We start from the raw sequence: 22,977 nt of genomic DNA on the forward strand, positions 1-22,977 counted from the left end.
GGGGCTAGATTATGGCAAAGCGCAAACCTACTAGGTCAGTCAACAAAACCACCTTGCTGGTTATGGGCGAAGGTGAGCATGACAAAGCATTTTTGAGTCATATGAAAGGTATTTATCATGAAAGGTGCTCTGGCAGTAAAATCACTTTGGATTTTTCAAGTGGTGGCTCACCGCACGATATCATTAAAGACACTGTTAAAAAGAGCCGTCATGTTGGTTACGACCAAAAGTTCATCTTGATGGATAGCGATGTTCCCGTTAATCAACAAGATATTAAAGCCGCTAAAGATTCAGGTATTACAATTTTATATTCAAAGCCGTTATGCTTAGAAGGCATGTTGCTAAGCGTACTAGGTCAAAACATTCCCCATACTGCACAAAAATGTAAAAGTGCATTACACCCGCAATTGTCTGATAATCCTGCTCTGCCAAAAAGCTATGAGCCTTTATTTGCAAAACCTGTACTCGATCAAAGCATTCATGCCACGATTAAACAATTGCGTGTATTGTTAGGCAAAACACAAAAAAAATAACCGCTTCATCTTCGTGTAAAGCGGTTGTGATGCTCAATTGTATTGATCCTGCTTCACTCTTTTCATGAGTCTAGCTATTTCTTTAATACTTACCCTACATAATTTAGCCAACTTAAGTTAATATTGAAGTTAATAACAAAAAAACTCTCCATTGTTTAAACTTAGTATAGGTCGTTATTATGGGATTAGCTAAATATATGGAAGATAACCTAGAGCGGCTATACTCTAGTTTAGAAGACACACGACAACAAGTGAGTTCGATCAACAAAGACAGTGTTGATAAGGACTGGGAATTCATTAAAAATCGATTAGAGAAAGAGTTAGCGCTAGTGATTCAGCAATATGACGAGGTGCTTAAAATTGTCACCAACCCTCAGTTTGATGACTTCACTGAACTCTACGAAGAAAATCTTGCTCTAGATAAGAAGTTACAGACTGCGCATAAACAAAATGACCATCTTAATAAATGTTTAGCGCACACCAACTGTACAGTCAGTTTTATGCATAAAGACATGTCCAACATTCAGCTTTCATTGAGAAATACAGAGAAGAGCCTAACTAGAGCTCAAAGAAACCTAGATAAATCAGAGCAGATAATCAAAGACCTTAAAAGTGAGATGTCACCAATAAAAGACAAGCTGAATACACAGGTTCAAAATTGTAATAACTTGCGGACACGTAACGAACACTTAGCCTCAGAGATAGAGATTAAGAGTAATAAAATTGCAACGCTTGAGCTATTAATAGACTCTCCTGAGTATTCTACAGAAATATTAAGCATTAAAGACGATGAAGTAAACCATCTAAAGAATGACCTTTATACACTTCACGATTGGTGCGAGCTATTAGAAGCAGAATTAGGCGTAACAAGACCTAGTTCTACAGCTCTTCCAACTAAATCAACCTCTATAAACAGTAAGAATAGAAACCACAAGTCAAAATCGCTCTCGTCATTCTTAGCCTTATCTCATGAGAATGAAAAGTTAAAGGCCGAACTAGTCTGGGTTAAACAAACTGTTCTTAACCAAGAAAACTGTATTGCTGAAAAAGAGGAACACATACGTAAGTTTAAAAATGAGGCTGTAGACAGCGTTATAAAAGTTAATGATCTAAGAGATATTAACTCAACACTCAGAAAAAAAATTGAATCTCTTCAGACGGATACGCTTGGTTATAAGAGAGAAGTCAAAAAAACTACTAGCAATAAAAAAATTACAACTAAAAAGTATGAACCACCGAAAAGAACAACTCCCCCTCCTAGGAGACGCCACACACCTATTAACAGGAAAGACTCTTCTTATAAAACAACAAGAACATTGGTTAATAATGATAACTTAGGTCAGAAAGACTCATATCAACAATTCTCTGACTATCTCAACAAATATAAAAAAAAGTAGTTATAAGCCTTAGTGCAGTATTTAACTGATGGAATACTATGTTTGTCAAGATGTAGCCACCTTGCATTGCAAGGTGGCTAATTATTATTTAGCATCTGGACTCAATCTTTTCATTAATCCACTCTGCAATCTCACTCGCAACCCATACTACCCTTACTTTCGTAAGCTGTACTTTTTTAGGAAACGTTGGATCGTAACGATCAGATTCCTCATTGATCATCTCATAAATGGTCGAACGGCTAAGCCCGGTATAATGACCGACATCCTTAATACTCAATAGCTGTGGTATATGATTGCACTGCTCGATTACTGGTTGTGCTGCATTTAAATTATCCATGATTATCTCCTTATAAGTGAATGAGAGCGTGTCCTCTCATATACTTAGCGAGTCCTATATTTTTTTACGGCATCCTATAGCGTCCTGCTTTTGCTTAGCCCATAAAAAAAGGAGCTGAATGATTCAGCTCCTTTTTATGCTATGGCTTTCACTTAGCTCACCGCTGTCACGCTTTGTTGTAGCCCTTGCTTTATGCCTGTCACGTCATGCATGGGCAAAGGCTTTAATGAGTTGTCTTGTTGATCCTCGGCTCTTTGATCATCACCGTCGCGACTATCAAACGCCTCAACTTCAAAAGCCTCCTCACTATCGATCTCAAAGCATGAATCGACGTAGCCTTGCTTGGCAGTCTGCTCTAAAGCCGCTTGATCAAAGCCATGTTCGATCAGCTCATGATTAATCGCTTGCGCATCTGATACCGCCTCCTTAAGCGTTACCCCATCACGTAGTGTCAGATCCACAAAGTAGATGGGCGTACGATAGCTTTGTGTCGTGCTTTTACCACGTAGGGTGAGTTGCAGTGGTAAACACGACAGCTTATTACCAGATACCGCAGCAAAGTAGCTTAAACGAGCGGCAAGCGTACGAATGCTATTAAAGCCAGTGGTGCGAAAGACAAAGGTGCCAAGCTCATCGTCTTCACTTAAATTGACATACAGACGACCATAAGGTTTACAGGCTCCGCCTTGAGCTAAGGGACAGCGATCAGGCGATGGACAAGGCAGCTGCTCCACACCGTTGTTGGTTCGACGTTGGCACTGTTCACCATCGCCTACGCACAGCGGTCTGCCTGTTTGCCGATCGAACAGTGTGTACTCCGCTCGAAGGTTGAGCTCAGGATCGTTAAACAGCATACGTACGGGTATTTGCCTGAGCTTCTCGGTTTTACTTTTACGAAGCTTCTCGTCTAGGGGATGATTGATCCAGCCGTCTTTATTCTGCACTTGGCTGGTAATAGTGAATTGATCGTCTTTAGCTGGCAGACGCTTACCGTCCTTAACGATGACACGTCCAATGCTAATGCGACCAAGTACAGGCGGGGTTATGGTTAGACCTTTAATCATAGTGGTATTCCTTGTGTTTAATAGAATGAGTGAAGCAAATAAAAAGCCCACCTGTGAGGGTGGGCGTTTATGCGCTTTATTTGATTCGTTTGTGGGTTGTTAATGTATCGGTTGATGAGATACATGCTTAATCACTTAGCACGACGAAGCGACGACTGCCTTGCTTGGTTTTACTAAACTGAGTGAGTAGCTCAGGATGCGCTTTGAGAACTGCTTTACTATCGATACCAACACTGTCTTTAGAGCGCTTCCATGAGATCGCGCCTTGGTTAAATACAGCCACTTCGTTGTCTTTGATCAGCGTTTGCAGCTGATGCTTGACTTGGTCATGGCGCTGCTCTAGATCAGCTATTGAGTCACGATAGCCAAGCAATTTATCGAACAGCTTGTTAGCGCCTTTATCCTCTCGTAGATCGACCTTGCTCGATGGCTTAGGCATTGGATAAAGTAGCTTAAGCGCTTTAGCAGCCGACTCGCTATGATCAGGCGTTGGCGGGGTGTCCGTTTCTACATACTGCCAGAACAGACGCTCTTGCTCGATGATAGATTTAATTAAGTGCTCATCACGCTCAACCTTATAGATCTTCGCTTCGTGTCCGCATAGCAGCACACAGATATGAGCGGCTTGTTTGCCTGTAACCGCTAGCTGATGCTGCACTTGGCACGTGACGTATAGCGGTACGCCATTTCGCCATAACTCAGCGCCATGCTCTCCAGCGGTTTTGCATTCAAGTATTTGCACTTCCTCGCTACCTGTCACTGCATAATCAAGATTGGCTAGCATAAAGGCTTTGTCAGGCTCAGGGTGTTGCAAGATAGCATTGACCCGCCGTACCTTATTGCTTGTCTTTTCTTGGTAGTACTTAGCCACCATCGGTTCTAAAGTATTGCCCCAATACAGTGGCGCATAACCGTCGATGCTCTCATCTAAGTCTGAGCTTGCGCGTCCCGTCTTAATCAGCCATAGCTCTAGCATGGAAAGGTACGGATGAATACCGCAAGCAGCGGCGGCATCACTACTGCCGACCCCTTGACGGCGAACCTCAAGCCACTTGTCATGGCTTAAGTCTTTAGTATTAACTAGGCGCTTAGGGGTTAACGGCGTATTAGACTCAGTAGTAGAGGGATCGATCCGCTTATTCTTATCTTTAACTTTGTCAGTTACAGGCGCTTTTACCTTAGCGCTTAAACGCTTAGCGCGTCTGACTGGTGTGCTGGTGTTTAGTGCGATCATGTTCATAGTGAACTCCTTCGATAAATTGATTGAAATGAAATAAAAGGCATAAAAAAACCACGCGCTTAGGCGTGGTCTAATTATTAAGCGTACCAATAGACTTTAGGCAATGAGGCTAAAGGCCTCCTCTAAGCTTTTGTCTTTGAGCTTAGCCCCTGCGCCAAACCAAGCGGAATCAAGCCTATGATCCGTCGACATCGCTCTACGCTCATGATCCACGTACTCTGTCATAGCAGACAAGAGGCCATAAGCGGTATCACGTGCTGAATCGAGATCCGCTCCGCGACCTTGACCGTTAAACATACTCATCACTTGATTCATGGCGCGAGCATTAGGCACCGCGTCCTTTTCTTTCTTAGCGCTATTGAACAGAATGATGTCGTTATCTTGATCATTGAAAACACGGTTGAGATAGTTCGCTGCTTCTGCCTGAGTAACACGGCGCTGGGTTAATTGCTTCATCTCATACATGTGCTCGTTCCACTGCTTGACTGAGACGCCTAGCTGCTGCTTGACGCGATCAGCATCAAAGGAGGTAGAATGCGGTACTTTGACCACACCGCCACTACCATCAGCGAGACTTACCGCTAAGGTGTTATTACACACCACACGGATATTGGTAAACTGCGCTGTGGTTGCCAGAGTGCCATCACAAGCCGTTGCTAAGAGCAGGTAGCCATTACTCACATCACCGCCTTTTAAAGTCATAGACTGACCAGTACGAGCCAATGCCCACATCTTACGACCACCCTTTAAGATACCAGCGGTCTCAAGCTCAAAGTGCGATTGCTCTGTTAAGTCGCGGTAGAACTCTAAGATCTCACGCGGTTGTACTTCTTGGTAGCGTTGACTGACTACGCTAAGTGGCTCAAGCGTATCAGAGCGGTACAACACCTTGTTGCTGTCAAAAGGCATGATCAGGCTTTGACCTTTCTCATTATTTGCCATGTAGCTGACATCGGACGATTCAATACGCCAGTCCATACCGGCCTCACGTGCCCAGACCTCGATTGGCTGGTTCTTAGGAAGCTGATTACCAAGGCCATGCCAAGGGGTGTCGCCAACGTACGCCATGTTTTCGATTAAATGTGCCATAAGAGTATTTCCTGTGTTTAGTAAGTTAGGGGTTAAATAAATGGGTTAAATACGGTAAAGACTTCTAGATAGTCCTTACAAAGGAAGATGAGAAGCAGCCAACTTGCGACAGGTAAGCGACTGATAATACAGATAGACTACTGTCGTAAAGACTCCTTAAATTTAGGGCATAAAAAAGGCCTGCACGAGGCAGACCTTTATAGGGGTGTTATATAATCCACTTACAAAGCGTAAGCGGTGGTATCTCATGATAGTAGTATGTATCTGAAATTAGTTTGCTATGGGCGGTAAACCTCGACGCTTAGCCGTTCTGTAAATGCCATGACCGAAGGTATGCATGTTAGGTAACCATACCTTTAGTTGCTGATCTATCTTATCAGGTTTGGTTAAGTATAATGCCGTACGCACTGCATTCTCGACTTGCTGCGGATTATCACGATGAATCATACCAATGCCTAATTTGCCATTTTTTTCAAACCTTCGCTTAGTCTCAGCATCATGAGAGTTATAGTAAGCTCCCATATCCTCAGTAATGCTTCGCCATTTCTCACCAACCTCTTTAGCTAAGTACCAGTCATTCTTTCGCTTCGATCCATCATACATAAGCAGTAAATGACAGTGTAGTCCACCTTCGATACCTCCCTGTTCTAAAGCCCAAGCATTGCCCTGCAAGTGCTCAAAGCACGTTTTCTTGTTGCTAATAAGCTCTCTGAGCTTACACATGTGATCATTGAAGTCCTCGATCGTCACTAAGTGGTTAGTCTCTTGTGCGTATTTTAAATCGATACGAACGAATAGAAGCCTGGCGTAGTGGTTAATCATGTTGCGAGTGTAGCAATTGAGATTCGATCTATTTTGAGATTCCTGATAACGCCACGCGTTATCTTCTATATTAATATCATGCTGATAACATAACAGCGTTTTAATAAACTGTTGAGTCTTATCGTGATCCCAAACCACGTCTGATGGATATAAATCGCCGACAATGGCATTAGTACTGTAGATAAATGAGTTAATGGTTTTTGAGTAATTTAAATCAAGGTCAATGCTGTTCATGAAGGGATGATAAAGAGCGTTTAAGCCTTTTCTAACGTTATCGAAATAGATAGGCTGAAATATGATGCCCCGTACAAGTCTGTCGATATCGTTAATAAGTTGCGCTTGGTTGATAAGTGAATGTGTCATTTTTATGCTCCATTAATTAAGGTTTGGTGTACATAACCATCAATGGAGTGTGTTATTTATTACTGATAATTATTTGATGTTAGTTAATAATATAAATAACCTACTAAGCAGATTGTGTTATAGCGCAGTCTGCTTTTTTACGTTGTGGTGTTTGGGTGCGAGTGAAGCGAAAGATTATGAAAATGCATTAAGAATGGAGTTAGCTTAAAATGAAGTACAGTCAATTAAAAACAGATAGTTATAGATAGCGTTAGACTAGTAAAGAGAGTTGGCCAAGCACACTTCCATTTGTAGTAGAAGAATTTTGTATGTGTCCACTCATTATCGGTAAGGTTAGACTAGTGCTAGAAGTTGATAACCATTGATCAGTTCCGTGGAGTATCGCCTAAAAGGCATTCGATAAATCGAATTCCTAGTATTGTCAAAATTGACAATACTAGGAATTCCATAAGCCCTCTAAGTTTTTAACTATTGTGTAAGAAATACTAATAATAAGTCGAGATTAGTTATAAAAAATAATTTAGAACACTATAATGTACTATTGTATTGTTCTAAATATCTGTATTTAGCATCTAAACTCGTGTACCATCAAGTATCAACGGTAATTTTATCTACGTTTTTATTACGGTTATAGGACGTTTTTATGCTTCTATTTCACGTTTTTTTTATGCTACTTAAGCCTTATTTATCGAGTCTATTGCAATGAGTAATCATACTGATATCGTCGAAGAATTGTACGGAAGTAGATATAAAGGCAATTTGCTTTGGGAGAATGTAGTCAAGAAGCTTACGGTGAGACAGGCATATGTCTTTTATTATTCTCTTACTTATCATGGTAAAAATGAGGTAGCTACGGCCCTCGGTATATTCGATCTACCAGACAAAACCGAAGTTCATAGGTCTTTAATGGATGCTCTTCAAAAGGAGAATAAGCCTAGCGAAGTTGCTAGAATAATTGCTGATAACGCACATAAGATCCTCATTAATGATAACGATTTGTTATGGGTCAAGAATGAGCTTCGAGCTGCGTTGTGGCTTAGCTATTTTATTACTAAAACGGAAAACGGAGATTATCGTCTACTTTTGGATCTTCTACGATCTACATCTGCGACTGAGTTTACAGAGCGTTTGATCAAGGTTATAGATATCCATGGATGTAGTCGAAAGGGTGATAGATCTTTAATGATCAGAGGAAAATTTGATCGAAATGTTCAGTACTTGGAGCTTACTCATTCAGTTACTATCAACAACTATAGAGGCGACTACGTTTCGAACCGTATTGATGATTATAAATTAAACTGGCTAGATAAATTGCCTGAAGATGAGATTGACCTTATTCTTGAAAGATTTATTGAAGAAAAAGTACTATCACTTTATGGTACATTTGTTCCAATAATCAGAAAAGATAAAGTCGAGTTAATAAAAGCGTCTTTAGATATACAAGGGTTTATTTATAGATATCATAAGAACAACGAATTGTCACAACCTTATTCGACTTACTCTTCCGGCTTCACAACCGACTCACCTGAGGTCGAAAATGAAAATATCAAAAGTAATAGTAAGAAAAAGAAAAGGTTGGCAGTTCTTTCTTCTGAAGAAATTATCGATTTATTAAAGAAGGCTTATAGCTCACGCGAATACAGAAAAAAAGGGAAGAACTCTAAATGCAGTAACACTTTCAAATTAAATAAAGAGTCAAACGCTATACTATTAGTATTGTCTGATAAACTAAATGCTACACCTAAGAAGGCTGTTGAAGCACTTATCAAAAGTGCTAACTTGAAAGATAGGCATGAATTATTGAAAATCAGTAAGCATATTAGTGGAAGAAGATCTACTAAAAAAGAGCTTACCAAACCTGAAGATACTATCGAAGCTGCTGCACTAGAAGAAACGGATAAATTCGACAAATCAAAAGAGCTAGAAGGAAAAATCATAAGCGAAGACGACAGTCTTAACCCACTACAGCGGATGCAGCAAATGCTCAAGAAGAATAATAATAATCAAATGAATTGGGAGACTAAGAGTAGTCAGCTTACTTCGGATAAACATAAATACAATAAACACTTGAGTCAGACTAGAAAGCTTAATAAATGAAATTAAAATCCTATGTACACTAATATGTACACCACATGTATAATAAAAATTTATTTGCAATAAAATCAACAACTTAATAAGTTACACCTGTTCCGGCTCCGGGTACCATTATAGTAGTAGAAAAAACCGCAAATCATGACGATTTGCGGTTTTTTTGTGGGTGATAATACGGTCCTGTTCTGTCTATATCAATCCGTGTTCATTGAGTACACTGCCAAGTACCCTGAGTTTGAAGTGTACTTATGGAGCTCTAAGTTATGGAAAAAAGCGATCAGTTCGGACCGAAATATAAACAGTCACAAGCCTGCAAATAAAAAACTCTTCTATACTTAAAAGCTGTCTTCTGCTTATGCTAAAGGCAGCTTTTTTATCCCCAACACTTTTAGGTGTAGCCTGATGGCTTGTCTAGCTGCGCACCTATAGAAAACTCTCGTTCTTTATTATCTGTCATTCATTACTTAACCCGACGGCCTTGGCTTCAATGCCTTGCCTCCAACGATAATGCTTTAATTATTTTAAATAATATATTCACACTATAAACATAACCTTTAAAATCAGTAGGTTATAAATTACAGAAACTATAAACAACTAATTATCATCACTAACGGAGAACGGATGTGTTTATGGCAAACTTGTCATTCAAGCGAGTTAATAAAGCAGTCTAAACCAAAGCATAGCTCTTCACTACATTAAGGAAAAAGCGGTGACTTCAGCAAGAAGCGTTAGGACGGATTCATGCCCTAAATACCTCCAGCCAGAACATTTTGCTGATTATTTATCCGTTCGCCAAAACTACGCTTTGTTCTTGGATTTAGATGGCACGTTGGCAGACTTCACCTTAGATCCCAAAGACAGTGTCATCCCTCAGTCAACGATAAAGCTTTTACAACAGATACAAAGCTGCGACGTTAAAATCGCTATCGTCACCGGACGTAGCCTTGCTGAAGCTAAGCAAATGCTATCCCCTCTAAAATTACCGATTGCCGCTACTCACGGACTAGAAATAGCTAGTCATAGCAGTGCTAATAATTCCAGTGACATTAGCGTTGTCGAGGAAAGTGTAACTGATGTCAATATTACCTGCGTCAATAGCACCGAGCTTGCTGCGATAAAACGAGTTATCGTCCAATCTAGCTATCCTTATAAGGATCTGAGTATAGAAAATAAACCTTATTCTGTCGCGCTGCATTTTCGCAGAGCTCCTGCTTTGGCAGATGTCGCTTATAACATTATGACAAACGCCTTAAAAAACTATCCCAGTTGGGTATTGAAACCTGGTAAATATGTGTGGGAGATAGTACCAAAAGGAGCTAATAAAGGGGCTGCGATTGTCACATTGTTAAAAAGAATGAGCGCTAACGATGGTCTTTGTCCTATTTTTATCGGCGATGATAGTACTGATGAAGCAGGTTTTATCGCTGTACAAGATATATATACCTCAACAGGAAAAGATCGCAAAGTAGTCAGAGGTCTAGGTATTAAAGTGGGTAGTGGAACGAGCTGTGCCCATTATCGCGTTAATAATATCTATGAGGTCACCGTTTTACTCAGCAGCTTTTTAAGGTTTTGCCAAACTTACCATACTCTATCGCTTGAGCGAGTAGGTGTTGACGCTTCACTAACAAAGACAGTGGGAGGTCAGTGATATGAGCCGCTTAATTGTCTTATCTAACCGTGTAAAAATGCCTGACAACCAACCTATGGCGGGAGGGCTTGCGGTAGCACTGCAAGATATTTTACAAGGAAACTCAGTGATTTGGATGGGCTGGAATGGGGACATTACTAAGAGCCGCAATGACGGTACTGACAATGAGTTCAGCAATAGCAAAAATACAGCTTTAGCAAATGCTGGGTCGTCACCTACCGACACCTCTTTGACTTATATGACCACAGCTTTCACTAGCGAGCAATATCGGCAATTCTACTGCGGATTTGCCAATAACGTGCTGTGGTTATTACTCCATGAGCGGCCCGAACTAATAAGCCAAGCTGCTGATGACTATGCAGGCTACCAAGCGGTAAACCAAATTTTCGCTCGTAAAATCAAACAAGTGATTGAGCCTGATGATGTGATTTGGGTGCATGACTATCACTTTTTGAGTGTAGCCTACCATTGCCGAAGTCTCGGTATCACCAATCGTATCGGCTTTTTTTTACACATTCCATTTGCTCCCCTATCGTTTTGGGCACAGCTTGATCAAAGCGCTGAGCTGGTCCACCACCTTGCTCATTATGACATGCTTGGTACTCAAACTGAGCACGATAAGGACAACTGTCTAGCGGTTTTACAGCATTATTTAAAACAGCGCTTATTATCACCTGATTCTTTAGCCCACGTGCCTAAAAATATTTTATCTGCACGGGATGACTTTCTTAACGACTATAGATCCACTGTCAGCGAACTGCTGATCCAGCTAGCGATAAGACCTGAGCATTCGTTAATAGTTAATGCCTACCCCATCGGCGTCAATGTCACAAAGATACAGCAACAGATCAAGCATTTGTGGTCGCCTTCATTATCAGCTGTCAAACCTAATAATAAATCGCTTGTAAAACCTGCAACTCAGCAGATTATCGCGGTGGATAGGATTGATTATTCAAAAGGACTATTGAAGCGTTTTTCGGCGTATCGCTCGTTTTTACAGCAATACCCCAATTATCAAAACCAGCTACAACTAACACAAATTGCCTGTCCTAGCCGCTTAGACCTGCCCGCTTATCAGCATCTCTACGACAAAGTTAGAATAGCTATTGGTGAGGCCAATCAGCAATTTTCAGCTAGCCTTGGTAAGAAGAATAGCTTCGAGCATGATGCTCACAGAACTAATCAAGTGATGACTGACTGGCAGGCGATTGATTATAGTGAAAAGGTACTAGAACACAAGGCTTTGATGACGCGATTTTTGCAAAGTGATGTTGGCTGGGTCAACTCACTCAAAGACGGGATGAACTTAGTGGCTAAAGAGTATGTTGCAGCGCAAAATCCTGATAATCCGGGAGTGTTATTGCTCTCACGTTATGCAGGAGCCGCTGAGCAGATGCAAGATGCGGTTATTATCGATCCGCTACAACCTACAAGTATCATTCAAGGATTAAGGTTAGCTTTGACAATGCCACTAGGCGAGCGACAATTTCGCTATCAAAAACTACTGCAAGGGCTACAGCAAGATGATTTGCAAGCTTGGCAACAAGGGTTTTTAGATGACTTATACGGTGGTAACAGACGTCAACCAGATAATTTGCAAGCTACTGAAGCCAAACTATCTGAATCACAATGATAACTAGGAGACTTTCATGCTGCTACTAGAGACAAAAAATCCTGTATTGTTAGCGATTAAAAATAGTATAGAAAATATCATACTCGCTGATACTCAAGCTATAAACGCTTTCAGTTTAAGCGATGAGTTACGTCATGAAATCTTAAGCACCTTAGTCACTTATAGCGATAAAATTCCGCATCCAGCAAGTCATGCTTCTAATAAAAATAATAACCTATCAAACACTTTAATTCGTTGGCAGATTTTGGCATACGTGGCAGGAATTGACTTAACGATTGCCAAATGGTTCGAATCGCATTTAGACGCTTTAAGTATCTTACATGAAACAGGCTACGAGCAAGCACCTGAAGGGTTATGGGCAGTGTGGGCAGCAGAAGGTCATCCCGATCCTATACGTTATAAGCAAGGCAAAGTTAATGGTACAAAAGCATGGTGCTCTGGTGCTAATAGTGTCGATAACGGCCTACTCACTTACCGCAATGAGCAAGCTCAGTCCTGTTTACTGATCATAAATATGCATCAACAAGGTATTAGTATTGATAACAGCGCTTGGCAAGCGGTAGGCATGCAGGCGACTGACACGGCTACTATCCAATTTAATGAAGTAACCGCTAATAAAGTTGGTACAGCAAATGACTATTTAGATCGTGTGGGTTTTTGGCATGGCGCCGCTGGCGTTGCAGCTTGTTGGTATGGGGCAAGCGCCAAACTAGCGAGCTACTTAATAACGGCTTATCAGCAAAAGCCAAACGCTTACAAAGCGATGTATTTAGGACAAATCAGCACCGCTTTGGCAGTCACTCAGCAGTATTTTTATTATGTTGCCAGCCTAATGAATACTCAGCCACAGGATAATCATGAGCTGGCTATTCGTCAGTTAAGAGCGAACGCCGAACAACTAGCGCGGCAAGTCATAGAAATCACAGGACAGGCTTTGGGTGCAGCGCCATTTTGTAGTCATGCTCATTTTGCAAGATTAGCAGCAGATCTACCCGTCTTTATTCGCCAAAGTCACGGCGCTTTTGACTGGCAACAGATTGGCGAGTTGGCTAGTGAGTCCACTCCTCCCTTAGCTCAAAACCCTTTGATTAAGCAGGAAAGCTTATGGCGACTATGACTTTGAATAATGATAAGACTTTAGAGGACAATAGTAAAAACGACACTCATCCTATTGTTGGTGACCGTATCATTAAAGGGGAAGGTACCAGTCAGGACGCTTGGCAGAATTGGGCGGGGCTACAAAATATGTCGCGGCTAGACGTTACTACCCGCTTCCCTTCAGAGCAGCGAGTGTGCATCTTTGCGCCGCATCCTGATGATGAAATCCTTGGCTGCGGTGGTCTACTACTACAACTAGCCGCCAAAGGTAATGCCATTATGCTGATTCATGTGACCAACGGTACACAAAGCCATCCCAACTCGCAGATTTATTCTCCAGAAAAGCTCAATACCATCCGCCCACAAGAGAGTCTAGAAGCGCTGAAGGTGCTGGGCATAGATCATCAGGTCGCGATTATTAACCTAGATTTAACTGATGGCGAGGTGTTCGCTCAGCAGGCCCAGTTCCATGAAAAACTAGCTAGCTTTATTCAGCCTAATGATATTTTAGTGACGCCTTTCGTACATGACGGTCATCCTGATCACGAAGCTACGGGGCAAGTAGTGGCCGCATTTGCTAAGCAACAGCAATTAACTTGTTATCAGGTATTAATTTGGGCTTGGCATTGGGCTGAGCCCGCCGATAATCGTATTCCTTGGAGACGTGCGGTTAGAGTGGACTTGAGCGCTGAGCAATTACAACGCAAAACCGCAGCGATTGCCTGTTTTAAGAGTCAAATCGAGAGTGATAAGAGTACCGGTAATCCGCCTATTTTATCCGCGCAAACTATCGCTAGAGTTAGCCAACCATGGGAAGTTTACTTATATGAATCAAATGCATAAAGCCACTTTGTTAATCGATACTGAGCATCAGACTGCTGCTTATTCAGAGACTTATTTTGATGCTCTGTATAATGACAATAGCGACCCTTGGCAGTATCAAACGCGCTGGTATGAGAAGCGCAAGCGCGATATATGTTTAGCCATATTGCCGCAAGCTAACTATGTTAACGCCATTGAACTAGGCTGTGGCAATGGGGTGTTCAGTGAATTGCTGGCTGAACGTTGCCTAAGTCTCTTGAGTATTGATGGTAATCAAAAAGCGGTGGAACTGGCCAAACAGCGTTTAGCTAATGACTCATCTATCAAAGTCATACAAGGAGTGATTCCTCAGGCTTTAGCAGACGGCTTAACCGATAATAATCAGACTTATGATTTAATCGTTATCAGTGAAATTTTATATTATTTACCTCTAACCGATATTGATAGAGTGATCACTTGGATTAAGCAAAGCCTTGCTACAGGTGGCACCTTACTATGTTGTCATTGGCGCTATAATATTGACGGCTTTGAGATGACAGGGGAAACGGTACACTACCGTCTACAGCAGGCGTTCAATAAAGAGAATAAACTGGCTTTTACCCATCAAAGTCAGATAGTAGACAGTGATTTTTTACTAGACGTTTGGCAACGCTCGGCGCAAACCATCGCCATGCAAGAAGAGCTTATATAATGAGATATAACAAAGCATGATAGCTAACAAAACCGTCGATGATATAACAATTGGGATTGTCATTCCGGCTCATAATGAAGCGTCGACTATTATGGATTGTCTGACGTCAGTTCAATGCGCTATCGAGCAATTACCCTCTTCTGTTATCGCCTATCCGCTGGTAGTGCTGGATAGTTGTACTGACGAGACACTTAGTTTGGTCAAAAGCGCCAAGGTTGAATATTTGACTTGTGATTACCGCTGCGTGGGACGGGTACGAGACCTAGGGCTTTGTCATGCTATTGCAAATGGTGCGAATTGGCTCGCTTGTACCGATGCGGACTCAATAGTAGCTGTAGATTGGCTCACGCAGCAAATGGCACACCTTAAGCAGCAGCCAACTGAGATGATTTGCGGCGTAGTCAGTATCGATAATTGGGCGCATTTAAGCCGTCAGACACAACAAGCTTATAAGGCTCATTATCGAGATATAATGGGTCATCGTCACATTCATGGGGCAAATCTCAGTTTTCGTAGTGAAGCATACCTCGCCGTTGGCGGCTTTACGCCTTTAGCTTGCCATGAAGATGTCGATCTGGTGAAGAAATTCGAAAACCAAGGCTATCCTATCACTTGGAGTAACAAGGTGCGAGTAACCACTAGCAGCCGCTTGCAAGCTCGGGTAAAAGAGGGGTTTGCAGCATTTTTGGCGAATTTAGAAGAGCCTCATTTAAAGTAGCCTCAGCTGATGCTGATTACCCTTAAGCTTAAGAACAATGATGCAGGGCTAACAGCCTGTGTTTGTAAAACAAGCGAAAGCAATGATAGCTTCGCTTGTTTTTATTTAGACCATAGTAGTTGATGGATAAATGACGATTTAATATGAGCCATATTTATCACAGTTATATATTATCCACCGTTTATTGCAATCCATCTGCCGCTGTTTTATCTAGGTTTGAGTTGTTCTCATTAACGTAGACTGTATCGTCGATCTCTTCCTCATTTTCTGTACTAGAATAGTATGATGACCCTCCTGCATCGTCTGTATCCTCGGCATCATTAATATTACCTTCAGTAACGTTTTCCGTTTGCCCCGCTATCATTTCACTAGAGTCTTCATTCACAGGCGTTACTTCGCTAGACTCTATCTCATTAGTATCAGTGCTTTCTTCTGTCTCAGTACTACAAGCACTTAAAGCAAGAACGCTTGCTAATAAGGCCATCTTTAGCTTATTTTGAAATAATTGCTCCAATAGTAATTTTTTCATAGTGACACCCTCTTCCTAGGCGAAATAAAATATTAATAATATTAATCAATTCAAGATTAAATTGATTCTACTTTTAATTTTAGTAATAAATACCTTAACTAGTAGTAGGGTTTTGTTTGCTTTCATTAACGGTTTGCTAATGTTTTGGCTCTACAAATAACAGACTTATATATCTGCCTCAAAAAACACTAAAGTTATTGGACATGAAATGATTTGCAAGGTTTTACCAGTTAAAGAGCTAATACGCTACCTAGATACTAGGATTTAAGCCCATAAGCCCTCAACATGAAGAGCACTGGCTTCAATAGTTGGATAATCTGAAAATCTGAGCTGATAGCCGCCGCTATTATTTGGCTGGATCTCACACGTCGTTCCTAACGGAAAGCTCGCTTTTTGCGCGATATGCCCAAAGCGCATACCACTGTATATCGGCAACCCTGTCAATTTGTGCAACTGACGAACGACAGTAGCCACATCATAACGCTTATCGTAGCTATCCTCGCCAGCTCCAGAAAACGCGCCGAACACAATAGCTTGTTGGTTTTTGAACACGCCCGCTAGATACAGCTCATATAGCATGCGCTCGATGCGATAAGTCTGCTCGCCCACATCTTCTAAGAATACGATGCCGCCATCGATACGCGGTAGATACTCGCTTCCTGTCAGTGCCGATACCACGCTCAGATTACCGCCCCAGATCGTGCCTGTTGTTGAGCGGCTATCATTAGTTGCCAAAACAGCTGGCAGCTTTGGACTAGTAAGCTCAGCATTATCGACTTCAATAGTGAGCTTAGGATTGGTTAAAGCTTCTACAAACTGCTGACAGCTGATCCGATCCGGCGTAGTTTTACCAAACTCGCTATAGAGCATAGGCCCAGCTAAGGAGCTCATATTGCCTTTGGCGAGCAGCGCACATTGAATAGCGGTGACGTCGCTGAATCCGGTTAAGATAGTGCCGCGCTCCTGCATAAGACGACCTAGCGTCGCCCAATCCACCATCGGCAATAGACGAGAGGCGCCATAACCACCGCGCACCCCAAGCAATAATTTTGGTGCGCTAATCGCGCCCGTCGCTATATTTTGCAAGTCGCTGGCTCTCTGGGAATCGGTGCCAGCGAAGCGTAGATACTGACGGCTGACGATCTCAGGGTTTTGTACTTGCAAACCAGCACAAGCCACACGCTGCAAAGCCAGCTGGTTACGAGCATCACGACTACCGACGTTGGAGCTTGCAAACAACCGCGTTTCAATAGTTGGTTTAATGCACTCAACTCTCTGAGCTACCTGCCCAAATAGCGACTCAGACCCGGATAACGCAGTCGGTAACTCATCTTTAGTGAGCGCGCTAAGGCTATCAACCGTCAATAACCCATCATTTGCCACAGCATTAGGCATACTTTGGCTCGCTAACAAACTGGCACTTACCCCTACGCCCATATGATGCAAAAACTGCCGGCGGTTGAGCTTAGATACTATTTTTTTAGTCATCACTATCCTGCAAACTGTAAACAGACTTAATAAAACGATACATAATACCCTATCTAGTTATTTGGCGCTCAAGCTTACCCTTGCTATAGTAACTATCAGCTACTAGTCATTAATTAGTAAGAATAATGACAACCGACAACCAATAAAAATAAGGATTTTATTTATGAGTGATAAAAATAAAGAAAAAGATGACAAAGGGCTACTAGAGAGTATTAAGCTGATTGTCAGTAAAGAAGATAAAATAAAGGACCAAGTCGAAAGCGATCGCGGACTTGAGCGTTATGCCAAAGATCTACTGCTGCTAATGAGCTTAGTCAAAGACTATTATCAGGGAAACTATCGCAATATTCCTTACAGAACTATTTCAGCGGCCGTGATTGGTCTTCTTTATGTCCTAAACCCTATTGATCTTATCCCCGATTTTATCCCTTTTATCGGTCATATCGATGACGCTTTAGTGTTAAAGTTTTGTTTAAAGCGGATGGAAAAGGATTTATTAAAGTATAAAGAATGGAAAGATGAGCAGTCAGCGTCTAATGATAGAAACACTGATCAAGACAATAAAAAAGACAAATACGCTAAAACAAAAGACAATAAAACGGATAAGAAATCAGCTGATAAAGATAAAGATACTGACGATAGTTCAAAGTAACAAGCTCACTCACTTTCGACCCTTTTATCTTATCTATCTCTGAAAAATAAAACCACGGTCAACAAGGCAATCTCATTGGCCGTGGTTTCGTTCGCCTTTTCTTATTACCCTGATAGCAGTCAATCAGGCACATCATAGCTAGACTTTTCTGGATTAAGTCCAAAGGAGAATACAAAAGTCGCAACGAGGCTATTAACGATAATAAAGGGCAAATCAATATGAATATGACCCAGCATGTAGCGGCCAATCAACCAAGATATGATTAGCATAATAATAAAAAACCCACCCATATACCCTAAGATAGCAGGATGCTTTAGATTGTAAGGCTGCTCTGGTGCTTCTTTATCTAAGACTTTGTTGCGAATCGCCCAACCTGCAGCATATGAAAGACCACCTAACACTACATAACTCAAAAAATTCATAATATCTGACTCAATCATTTAATTATTAGAAGTTTTCATTTGCGCTACAGCCAATATCAGCACTGGCACTATTACTGGCACAGGGTTTAAATGCTTTCGTTGACATTGTCGATGGCAATATTGGCATGCGGATTAGCTAAAATGTCGGTATTGACCTCATCGCACTCTACGCGATAGATGGTATTAGCGCCGCGATAAATATAGGACAAATACTCACTATCGAGCAAGGGATCAATATTGGCGTAAGCAGCTTTAACATGTGCCAACACCAATACTCTATCAGGGCGAGCGATAACCGCATCGACATTATCAGGATCAATTGAGAAGAACTTTGGAATCTCCTCGTTATCCACGACTTCCAATACTTCAGGATCGTCCCAAACTCGCCCGCTACTAGCAGGCTCTTTCATTTGCATAACCCACTTGCCAGCCTGTTCACTGACTTTTATTTGTGCTGGCTCATCAAAGCTTACGGTATAGCATCCTGCAAATATAGAAACATCTGGCTGAGATACTGTGGACTCAACGCTGGTAGCTTCAGGGTTAGTAACACTACAGCCTGCTAGCCACAATACGCTACAGGCGGTTATACTAGCGAGCAAGGTCATAAAGGGTTTGCCAATAACATCTGCGCCTTTGGCCATCGTCAAGTCTTCCTACGTTAAGGTTTCAGATTGGGATTTAAAGATTATCGCTATCATTTTAACAGAAAATTTGAGCGCTGCTTTTTAGATCTGTGATGATAGTGTTTTGTGTCTCCCAGTCGCCTTATCGGTTATAGTTTTGCTATAATCAAACTCTCTATTTTAGCTCCTACTTTATTACTCCTTTACCGCCGAGTTTTTATGTCAGATAATCGTTCCACCACCCAGACTACTTCTACGCAGACGAGGTCGCTAAATAAAGCGGATCCCTTAGCCGCCAAAGATAATACCACTATCGCTTACACCGATGGTGCTTGTAAAGGTAATCCGGGCGCTGGTGGCTGGGGCGCACATCTTATCTTTAGTGATGGACAAACGAAAGATCTATACGGCGGCGAAGACGCCACTACCAATAATCGTATGGAGCTGATGGGAGCTATACAAGCCTTGCAGCACAGCGCAAACGATGTCACCTTAGAGATATGGACCGACTCAAGTTATGTCAAAAACGGTATCACCGACTGGATTGACGGCTGGAAAAAGCGCGACTGGAAAACCGCAGGCAAAAAACCAGTGGCAAATAAAGATTTATGGCAACAGCTTGACGCGCTGCGCCAAGATCGTACGGTAGAATGGCACTGGGTAAAAGGTCACGCTGGACATGCGGGTAATGAAAAAGCCGATGAGCTTGCCAATCTTGGCGTCACAGCTAGTAGCGCACATAATATTGCTAACTCATCTGTCGGTAGCATAGTAGATAACCCTGATGATAGTCGTAAAAAAAAAGCCGCTATTAACGAGCCAGTACTCAGTGAGAACGATTGGTTGAATTTTGATCCTTTAGGGCTTGATGACTTTGAAGACATTGATAATGATGATTTTGATAATATAGATAATATCGACGACAGCACTGACAAGCTAGAAGCTGAGGTGGACTATAATCCAGACCACGCTACTGCAGTCCAATCGACTAGCCAGCCTTATCAGGCCGCCGATACTCATTTAGATGCCAATTCAAATACTACTTTAAATAGCAAAAATACTGAAGATAATGCAAGTATCTTGCCCTCTATTACGACTGATACTACGAGTACAGATATGACTGCCGAAAACGATTTACAGCACTCTGATACGCAAGCGGCCGATTTGCCAGCATTCGATGGCGATACGAGCCGAGCCAACCCTAATTTTAAGCCGCTGCTGCCCGAGCCTACACACCGCGGTGAGAGCAATCGTCAACTGATCATGGATACTGAGACAACCGGACTTGATGCGCTAAAAGGCGATCGCATCATCGAGGTGGGTATCGTTGAGTTGGTCGGCCGCAAATTCACCGGCGAAAAACTCCATGTCTATATCAACCCGCAGCGCGGTATGGATGAGGAGGTAATACGTATTCATGGTATCTCTGAGGCCTTCTTACAAGATAAGCCTACCTTCGATAAAGTCGCCCAAAAGCTTTATGATTTTATGGATGGCGCAGAAATTATCGCTCATAATGCCTCGTTCGATATGAACTTTTTGACTATGGAGTTTAATAAAGTCGGTCTATCGGACTTTGCAGAGCGGGTACAAGTCACTGACTCGCTGCTGATGGCAAAGCAGCAGTATCCAGGACAAAAAAATACGCTTGATGCCTTAGTGCGTCGCTTAGATGTCGGTAAACAAGACCGTACTTTTCACGGCGCTTTACTAGATTCGGAGATTTTGGCGGAAGTCTATCTGGCTATGACCGGCGGTCAGGTGTCATTAGCGATTGAGGAAGATAGTGTTAGCGAAGGTGGCCAGACAGCTCATGCTACCTTTGCCAATTTAGCGACGCTATTACTCGACTCCAGCCAAGATGACAAGGCAAATCGCGATTGGTTTATGAATTTGGCTGAAGACTATCCGGTAATGAATGATAGCTTAGCGAATTGGTAAGCTGTGCCAAGAAGTACTATGGAATTTGAACACTATACGCTATCATTCGTTTATGGCTATTAATTATAATTGATAAGGGAACACTATGAGTCAGTCTGAGCAAACCACTTTGAGCGCTCCTATGCTTAGTATCACCAACTTTGACTTACCTTCTTTGCACTTATTGCATGATGAGATCATAGTTACCCTAAAAAATGCTGAAATCCATTTAAGCGACTTTAATGACAATCAAATGCAAGCGCCTCTATTGCTCGACTCAGTAGAAGTTTTGACACAGTTATCGCGTATTTTTGAGCTGATATCGCTTAAAGGCGGTCAAGTATTAAGTCTAGCTATCGCACAAGGCCTGCAACAGCTGCATGACAGTCAAGATAATACTAATATCGCATTGATTATGGATCTCTCAGAGGCCATTATGACCTTAGATCGTTATGTCGAATTTGTGCTATTGACTGAGACGGTAGAGCCAAGCTTATTATTACCTATCATTCACAAGCTACAAGCTTATGGCGATGAAACGCCTATTGATATCGATTATTTTGCCGACTTTGGTCGTAGCAGTGTAATTATCGCTAACCCCGAAGACAATTTTCAATCCTTAGATACGCTCGGGCTTGATAGCCATCTATTAACCAACATCTATCGTAATGGTCTTGGCGTTTTATTGACGAATACAGATGGAAATATCTCGACTAGTGAAGACAAAAAGCTCAAAGCAATGAGTGCCGCCTGTGCTTATATCGCCGGCCATAGTAGCAGCTTATTTTGGCAAGCCGCTGCAGCAGCGATAGTCGACATCGAAGCCCTGCTTCCTTTATCCTTGAGCCAAAAACACACCCTGATCTACTTAGAGCAGCAGTTTAATAGCTACCTGCCAGTGATGGATATTCGTTTTGCAGACCTAGTTAGCTTTGCTTGTAGTCGCGATAATGATCAAGCGCAAAAGCTGCGTGAGCAGTACGCAAACAACCAGCTTGAGTCATCACAGCGCGAACAGATGAAACGCTTTTTGTTTGGTCCCAACCGTGCCATCACTGACATCTCAAATGAGCTGATCCAAGAAAAAATAAACCTGATCAAGGAGCAAGTGGATAGTTATGCACGTGGCAACACCGTCACCGCTACCCCTATTCAACCGGCTGACATTGCTACTAAAATAGCTGAGCTGCGCTCTAGTCTGAGCCTATTGGGTTTAAGCGATACTGCAGCCCTACTCACGAGTGCAGCTAACGCGGTCGCCACATGGGACAACCCAAAACCTAAAGATTTTGACGAGCTGCTACTAGCGCTGATGGCTGCCGAAAATGCTTCAATTGCGATGGCAAAAATGCATACGCCTGGCGTGATTAACTTATCGCTGAATAATCAACAAATCTCTTTGCATCAGCTTGATACTGCCTATGATGCTTTAGTACAAGAGAGCCGTAGTAATATCATAAAAGCCGAGCACGCCATTACTACCTATATAACCGCAGATGATGCGCAGCTATCTATGCTAGAAGAGATTCCAGAGATGATTCGGCAAGTGGCGGGAGCGCTACGCTTCTTAGAATTACCCGCTTTGGCAAATATGTTTAGTCAATTGGCAAGCTTCACCCAAACCTTTCTATCAAGCTCGCAGCCTCTCAGCGAGCAAACCCTCAGTCACATGGCTGATGTGCTCATGTCCGTGGACTATCGCTTAGATGGTTTTGAGAGCAATCGACCGGTAAATAAGCGCTCGCTGGATGTCGGTCAACATAGCTTAAGCCAACTACTGGCCGCCTAGTC

Annotated in this window: 21 protein-coding genes; 12 read left to right on the forward strand and 9 right to left on the reverse strand. The window is 42.2% G+C overall.

Going from position 1 to position 22,977, the window contains the following annotated elements:
• The first annotated feature begins 11 nt into the window (after nucleotides 1–11).
• Nucleotides 12–533 (forward strand): hypothetical protein, encoded by a 522-nt coding sequence (locus ACS8FD_RS06800; RefSeq protein WP_439275080.1) that lies wholly within the window; start codon nucleotides 12–14, stop codon nucleotides 531–533.
• A 179-nt stretch (nucleotides 534–712) separates the two neighbouring features.
• The gene (locus ACS8FD_RS06805) at nucleotides 713–1,930 is read left to right on the forward strand and encodes a hypothetical protein (protein ID WP_439275081.1); all 1,218 of its coding nucleotides are present in this window, start codon (nucleotides 713–715) and stop codon (nucleotides 1,928–1,930) included.
• Nucleotides 1,931–2,018: 88 nt separating this feature from the next.
• On the opposite strand, the gene ACS8FD_RS06810 is transcribed toward ACS8FD_RS06805, so the two are convergent.
• The 5 genes from ACS8FD_RS06810 to ACS8FD_RS06830 form a co-directional block, all read right to left on the reverse strand.
• Nucleotides 2,019–2,267, reverse strand: coding sequence for a helix-turn-helix transcriptional regulator (locus ACS8FD_RS06810; RefSeq protein ID WP_439275082.1), 249 nt, complete (start codon nucleotides 2,265–2,267; stop codon nucleotides 2,019–2,021).
• 152 nt (nucleotides 2,268–2,419) lie between these two features.
• On the reverse strand, nucleotides 2,420–3,331 hold the full coding sequence (locus tag ACS8FD_RS06815; protein ID WP_439275083.1) for a recombination directionality factor: 912 nt from the start codon (nucleotides 3,329–3,331) through the stop codon (nucleotides 2,420–2,422).
• A gap of 127 nt (nucleotides 3,332–3,458) precedes the next feature.
• Entirely contained in the window at nucleotides 3,459–4,571 is a 1,113-nt protein-coding gene (locus ACS8FD_RS06820; RefSeq protein WP_439275084.1) for a YqaJ viral recombinase family nuclease, read from the reverse strand.
• Nucleotides 4,572–4,667: 96 nt separating this feature from the next.
• A complete protein-coding gene (locus ACS8FD_RS06825; RefSeq protein ID WP_439275085.1) occupies nucleotides 4,668–5,660 on the reverse strand; it encodes a DUF932 domain-containing protein in 993 nt (330 codons plus the stop codon).
• Between the two features lie 270 nt (nucleotides 5,661–5,930).
• Complete coding sequence (locus ACS8FD_RS06830) at nucleotides 5,931–6,845, reverse strand: YagK/YfjJ domain-containing protein (protein ID WP_439275086.1); 915 nt, start codon at nucleotides 6,843–6,845, stop codon at nucleotides 5,931–5,933.
• A 702-nt stretch (nucleotides 6,846–7,547) separates the two neighbouring features.
• On the opposite strand from ACS8FD_RS06830, the gene ACS8FD_RS06835 reads away from it, so the two are divergent.
• The 7 genes from ACS8FD_RS06835 (at nucleotide 7,548) to ACS8FD_RS06865 (ending at nucleotide 15,549) form a co-directional block, all read left to right on the forward strand.
• Entirely contained in the window at nucleotides 7,548–8,942 is a 1,395-nt protein-coding gene (locus ACS8FD_RS06835; RefSeq protein ID WP_439275087.1) for a hypothetical protein, read from the forward strand.
• Between the two features lie 703 nt (nucleotides 8,943–9,645).
• Entirely contained in the window at nucleotides 9,646–10,587 is a 942-nt protein-coding gene (gene otsB, locus ACS8FD_RS06840; protein ID WP_439275088.1) for a trehalose-phosphatase, read from the forward strand.
• Between the two features lies 1 nt (nucleotide 10,588).
• Complete coding sequence (locus ACS8FD_RS06845) at nucleotides 10,589–12,220, forward strand: alpha,alpha-trehalose-phosphate synthase (UDP-forming) (RefSeq protein ID WP_439275089.1); 1,632 nt, start codon at nucleotides 10,589–10,591, stop codon at nucleotides 12,218–12,220.
• Nucleotides 12,221–12,236: 16 nt separating this feature from the next.
• Nucleotides 12,237–13,337 (forward strand): acyl-CoA dehydrogenase, encoded by a 1,101-nt coding sequence (locus tag ACS8FD_RS06850; RefSeq protein ID WP_439275090.1) that lies wholly within the window; start codon nucleotides 12,237–12,239, stop codon nucleotides 13,335–13,337.
• Nucleotides 13,334–14,161: a PIG-L deacetylase family protein gene (locus ACS8FD_RS06855; protein ID WP_439275108.1), complete on the forward strand. Its 828-nt coding sequence runs from the start codon at nucleotides 13,334–13,336 to the stop codon at nucleotides 14,159–14,161. Before ACS8FD_RS06850 ends, ACS8FD_RS06855 begins: the two co-directional genes overlap by 4 nt.
• A complete protein-coding gene (locus tag ACS8FD_RS06860) occupies nucleotides 14,154–14,831 on the forward strand; it encodes a class I SAM-dependent DNA methyltransferase (RefSeq protein WP_439275109.1) in 678 nt (225 codons plus the stop codon). Before ACS8FD_RS06855 ends, ACS8FD_RS06860 begins: the two co-directional genes overlap by 8 nt.
• Before the next feature lie 43 nt (nucleotides 14,832–14,874).
• Nucleotides 14,875–15,549, forward strand: coding sequence for a glycosyltransferase family 2 protein (locus ACS8FD_RS06865; protein ID WP_439275110.1), 675 nt, complete (start codon nucleotides 14,875–14,877; stop codon nucleotides 15,547–15,549).
• Between the two features lie 181 nt (nucleotides 15,550–15,730).
• On the opposite strand, the gene ACS8FD_RS06870 is transcribed toward ACS8FD_RS06865, so the two are convergent.
• Together ACS8FD_RS06870 and ACS8FD_RS06875 are read right to left on the reverse strand one after the other, a co-directional pair.
• Nucleotides 15,731–16,078: a hypothetical protein gene (locus tag ACS8FD_RS06870; protein WP_439275091.1), complete on the reverse strand. Its 348-nt coding sequence runs from the start codon at nucleotides 16,076–16,078 to the stop codon at nucleotides 15,731–15,733.
• A gap of 264 nt (nucleotides 16,079–16,342) precedes the next feature.
• Entirely contained in the window at nucleotides 16,343–17,566 is a 1,224-nt protein-coding gene (locus tag ACS8FD_RS06875; RefSeq protein WP_439275092.1) for an LD-carboxypeptidase, read from the reverse strand.
• Nucleotides 17,567–17,729: 163 nt separating this feature from the next.
• On the opposite strand from ACS8FD_RS06875, the gene ACS8FD_RS06880 reads away from it, so the two are divergent.
• Entirely contained in the window at nucleotides 17,730–18,218 is a 489-nt protein-coding gene (locus ACS8FD_RS06880) for a YkvA family protein (RefSeq protein ID WP_439275093.1), read from the forward strand.
• Between the two features lie 119 nt (nucleotides 18,219–18,337).
• Here ACS8FD_RS06880 and ACS8FD_RS06885 read toward each other — a convergent pair whose 3' ends face one another.
• Both ACS8FD_RS06885 and ACS8FD_RS06890 read right to left on the reverse strand, forming a co-directional pair.
• Nucleotides 18,338–18,640 (reverse strand): hypothetical protein, encoded by a 303-nt coding sequence (locus ACS8FD_RS06885; protein WP_439275094.1) that lies wholly within the window; start codon nucleotides 18,638–18,640, stop codon nucleotides 18,338–18,340.
• An 86-nt stretch (nucleotides 18,641–18,726) separates the two neighbouring features.
• The gene (locus ACS8FD_RS06890) at nucleotides 18,727–19,284 is read right to left on the reverse strand and encodes a hypothetical protein (protein ID WP_439275111.1); all 558 of its coding nucleotides are present in this window, start codon (nucleotides 19,282–19,284) and stop codon (nucleotides 18,727–18,729) included.
• Nucleotides 19,285–19,485: 201 nt separating this feature from the next.
• Between ACS8FD_RS06890 and dnaQ the strand changes: the two genes are divergently transcribed.
• Together dnaQ and ACS8FD_RS06900 are read left to right on the forward strand one after the other, a co-directional pair.
• Nucleotides 19,486–21,207, forward strand: coding sequence for a DNA polymerase III subunit epsilon (gene dnaQ / locus ACS8FD_RS06895; protein ID WP_439275095.1), 1,722 nt, complete (start codon nucleotides 19,486–19,488; stop codon nucleotides 21,205–21,207).
• Between the two features lie 85 nt (nucleotides 21,208–21,292).
• A complete protein-coding gene (locus ACS8FD_RS06900; protein ID WP_439275096.1) occupies nucleotides 21,293–22,975 on the forward strand; it encodes a hypothetical protein in 1,683 nt (560 codons plus the stop codon).
• The last annotated feature ends 2 nt before the right edge of the window (nucleotides 22,976–22,977 follow it).

This window comes from Psychrobacter sp. 1U2 (assembly GCF_051847575.1).

Bases quoted from the DNA above. Each gene is read 5' to 3' on its own strand.
- ACS8FD_RS06810 (WP_439275082.1), bottom strand. From the start codon at position 2,267: ATGGATAATTTAAATGCAGCACAACCAGTAATCGAGCAGTGCAATCAT.
- ACS8FD_RS06835 (WP_439275087.1), top strand. From the start codon at position 7,548: ATGAGTAATCATACTGATATCGTCGAAGAATTGTACGGAAGTAGATAT.
- ACS8FD_RS06880 (WP_439275093.1), top strand. From the start codon at position 17,730: ATGAGTGATAAAAATAAAGAAAAAGATGACAAAGGGCTACTAGAGAGT.
- dnaQ (WP_439275095.1), top strand. From the start codon at position 19,486: ATGTCAGATAATCGTTCCACCACCCAGACTACTTCTACGCAGACGAGG.
- ACS8FD_RS06805 (WP_439275081.1), top strand. From the start codon at position 713: ATGGGATTAGCTAAATATATGGAAGATAACCTAGAGCGGCTATACTCT.
- ACS8FD_RS06820 (WP_439275084.1), bottom strand. From the start codon at position 4,571: ATGAACATGATCGCACTAAACACCAGCACACCAGTCAGACGCGCTAAG.
- ACS8FD_RS06900 (WP_439275096.1), top strand. From the start codon at position 21,293: ATGAGTCAGTCTGAGCAAACCACTTTGAGCGCTCCTATGCTTAGTATC.
- ACS8FD_RS06890 (WP_439275111.1), bottom strand. From the start codon at position 19,284: ATGGCCAAAGGCGCAGATGTTATTGGCAAACCCTTTATGACCTTGCTC.
- ACS8FD_RS06855 (WP_439275108.1), top strand. From the start codon at position 13,334: ATGACTTTGAATAATGATAAGACTTTAGAGGACAATAGTAAAAACGAC.
- ACS8FD_RS06870 (WP_439275091.1), bottom strand. From the start codon at position 16,078: ATGAAAAAATTACTATTGGAGCAATTATTTCAAAATAAGCTAAAGATG.
- ACS8FD_RS06800 (WP_439275080.1), top strand. From the start codon at position 12: ATGGCAAAGCGCAAACCTACTAGGTCAGTCAACAAAACCACCTTGCTG.
- ACS8FD_RS06850 (WP_439275090.1), top strand. From the start codon at position 12,237: ATGCTGCTACTAGAGACAAAAAATCCTGTATTGTTAGCGATTAAAAAT.
- ACS8FD_RS06815 (WP_439275083.1), bottom strand. From the start codon at position 3,331: ATGATTAAAGGTCTAACCATAACCCCGCCTGTACTTGGTCGCATTAGC.
- ACS8FD_RS06885 (WP_439275094.1), bottom strand. From the start codon at position 18,640: ATGAATTTTTTGAGTTATGTAGTGTTAGGTGGTCTTTCATATGCTGCA.
- ACS8FD_RS06825 (WP_439275085.1), bottom strand. From the start codon at position 5,660: ATGGCACATTTAATCGAAAACATGGCGTACGTTGGCGACACCCCTTGG.
- ACS8FD_RS06875 (WP_439275092.1), bottom strand. From the start codon at position 17,566: ATGACTAAAAAAATAGTATCTAAGCTCAACCGCCGGCAGTTTTTGCAT.
- ACS8FD_RS06860 (WP_439275109.1), top strand. From the start codon at position 14,154: ATGCATAAAGCCACTTTGTTAATCGATACTGAGCATCAGACTGCTGCT.
- ACS8FD_RS06845 (WP_439275089.1), top strand. From the start codon at position 10,589: ATGAGCCGCTTAATTGTCTTATCTAACCGTGTAAAAATGCCTGACAAC.
- ACS8FD_RS06830 (WP_439275086.1), bottom strand. From the start codon at position 6,845: ATGACACATTCACTTATCAACCAAGCGCAACTTATTAACGATATCGAC.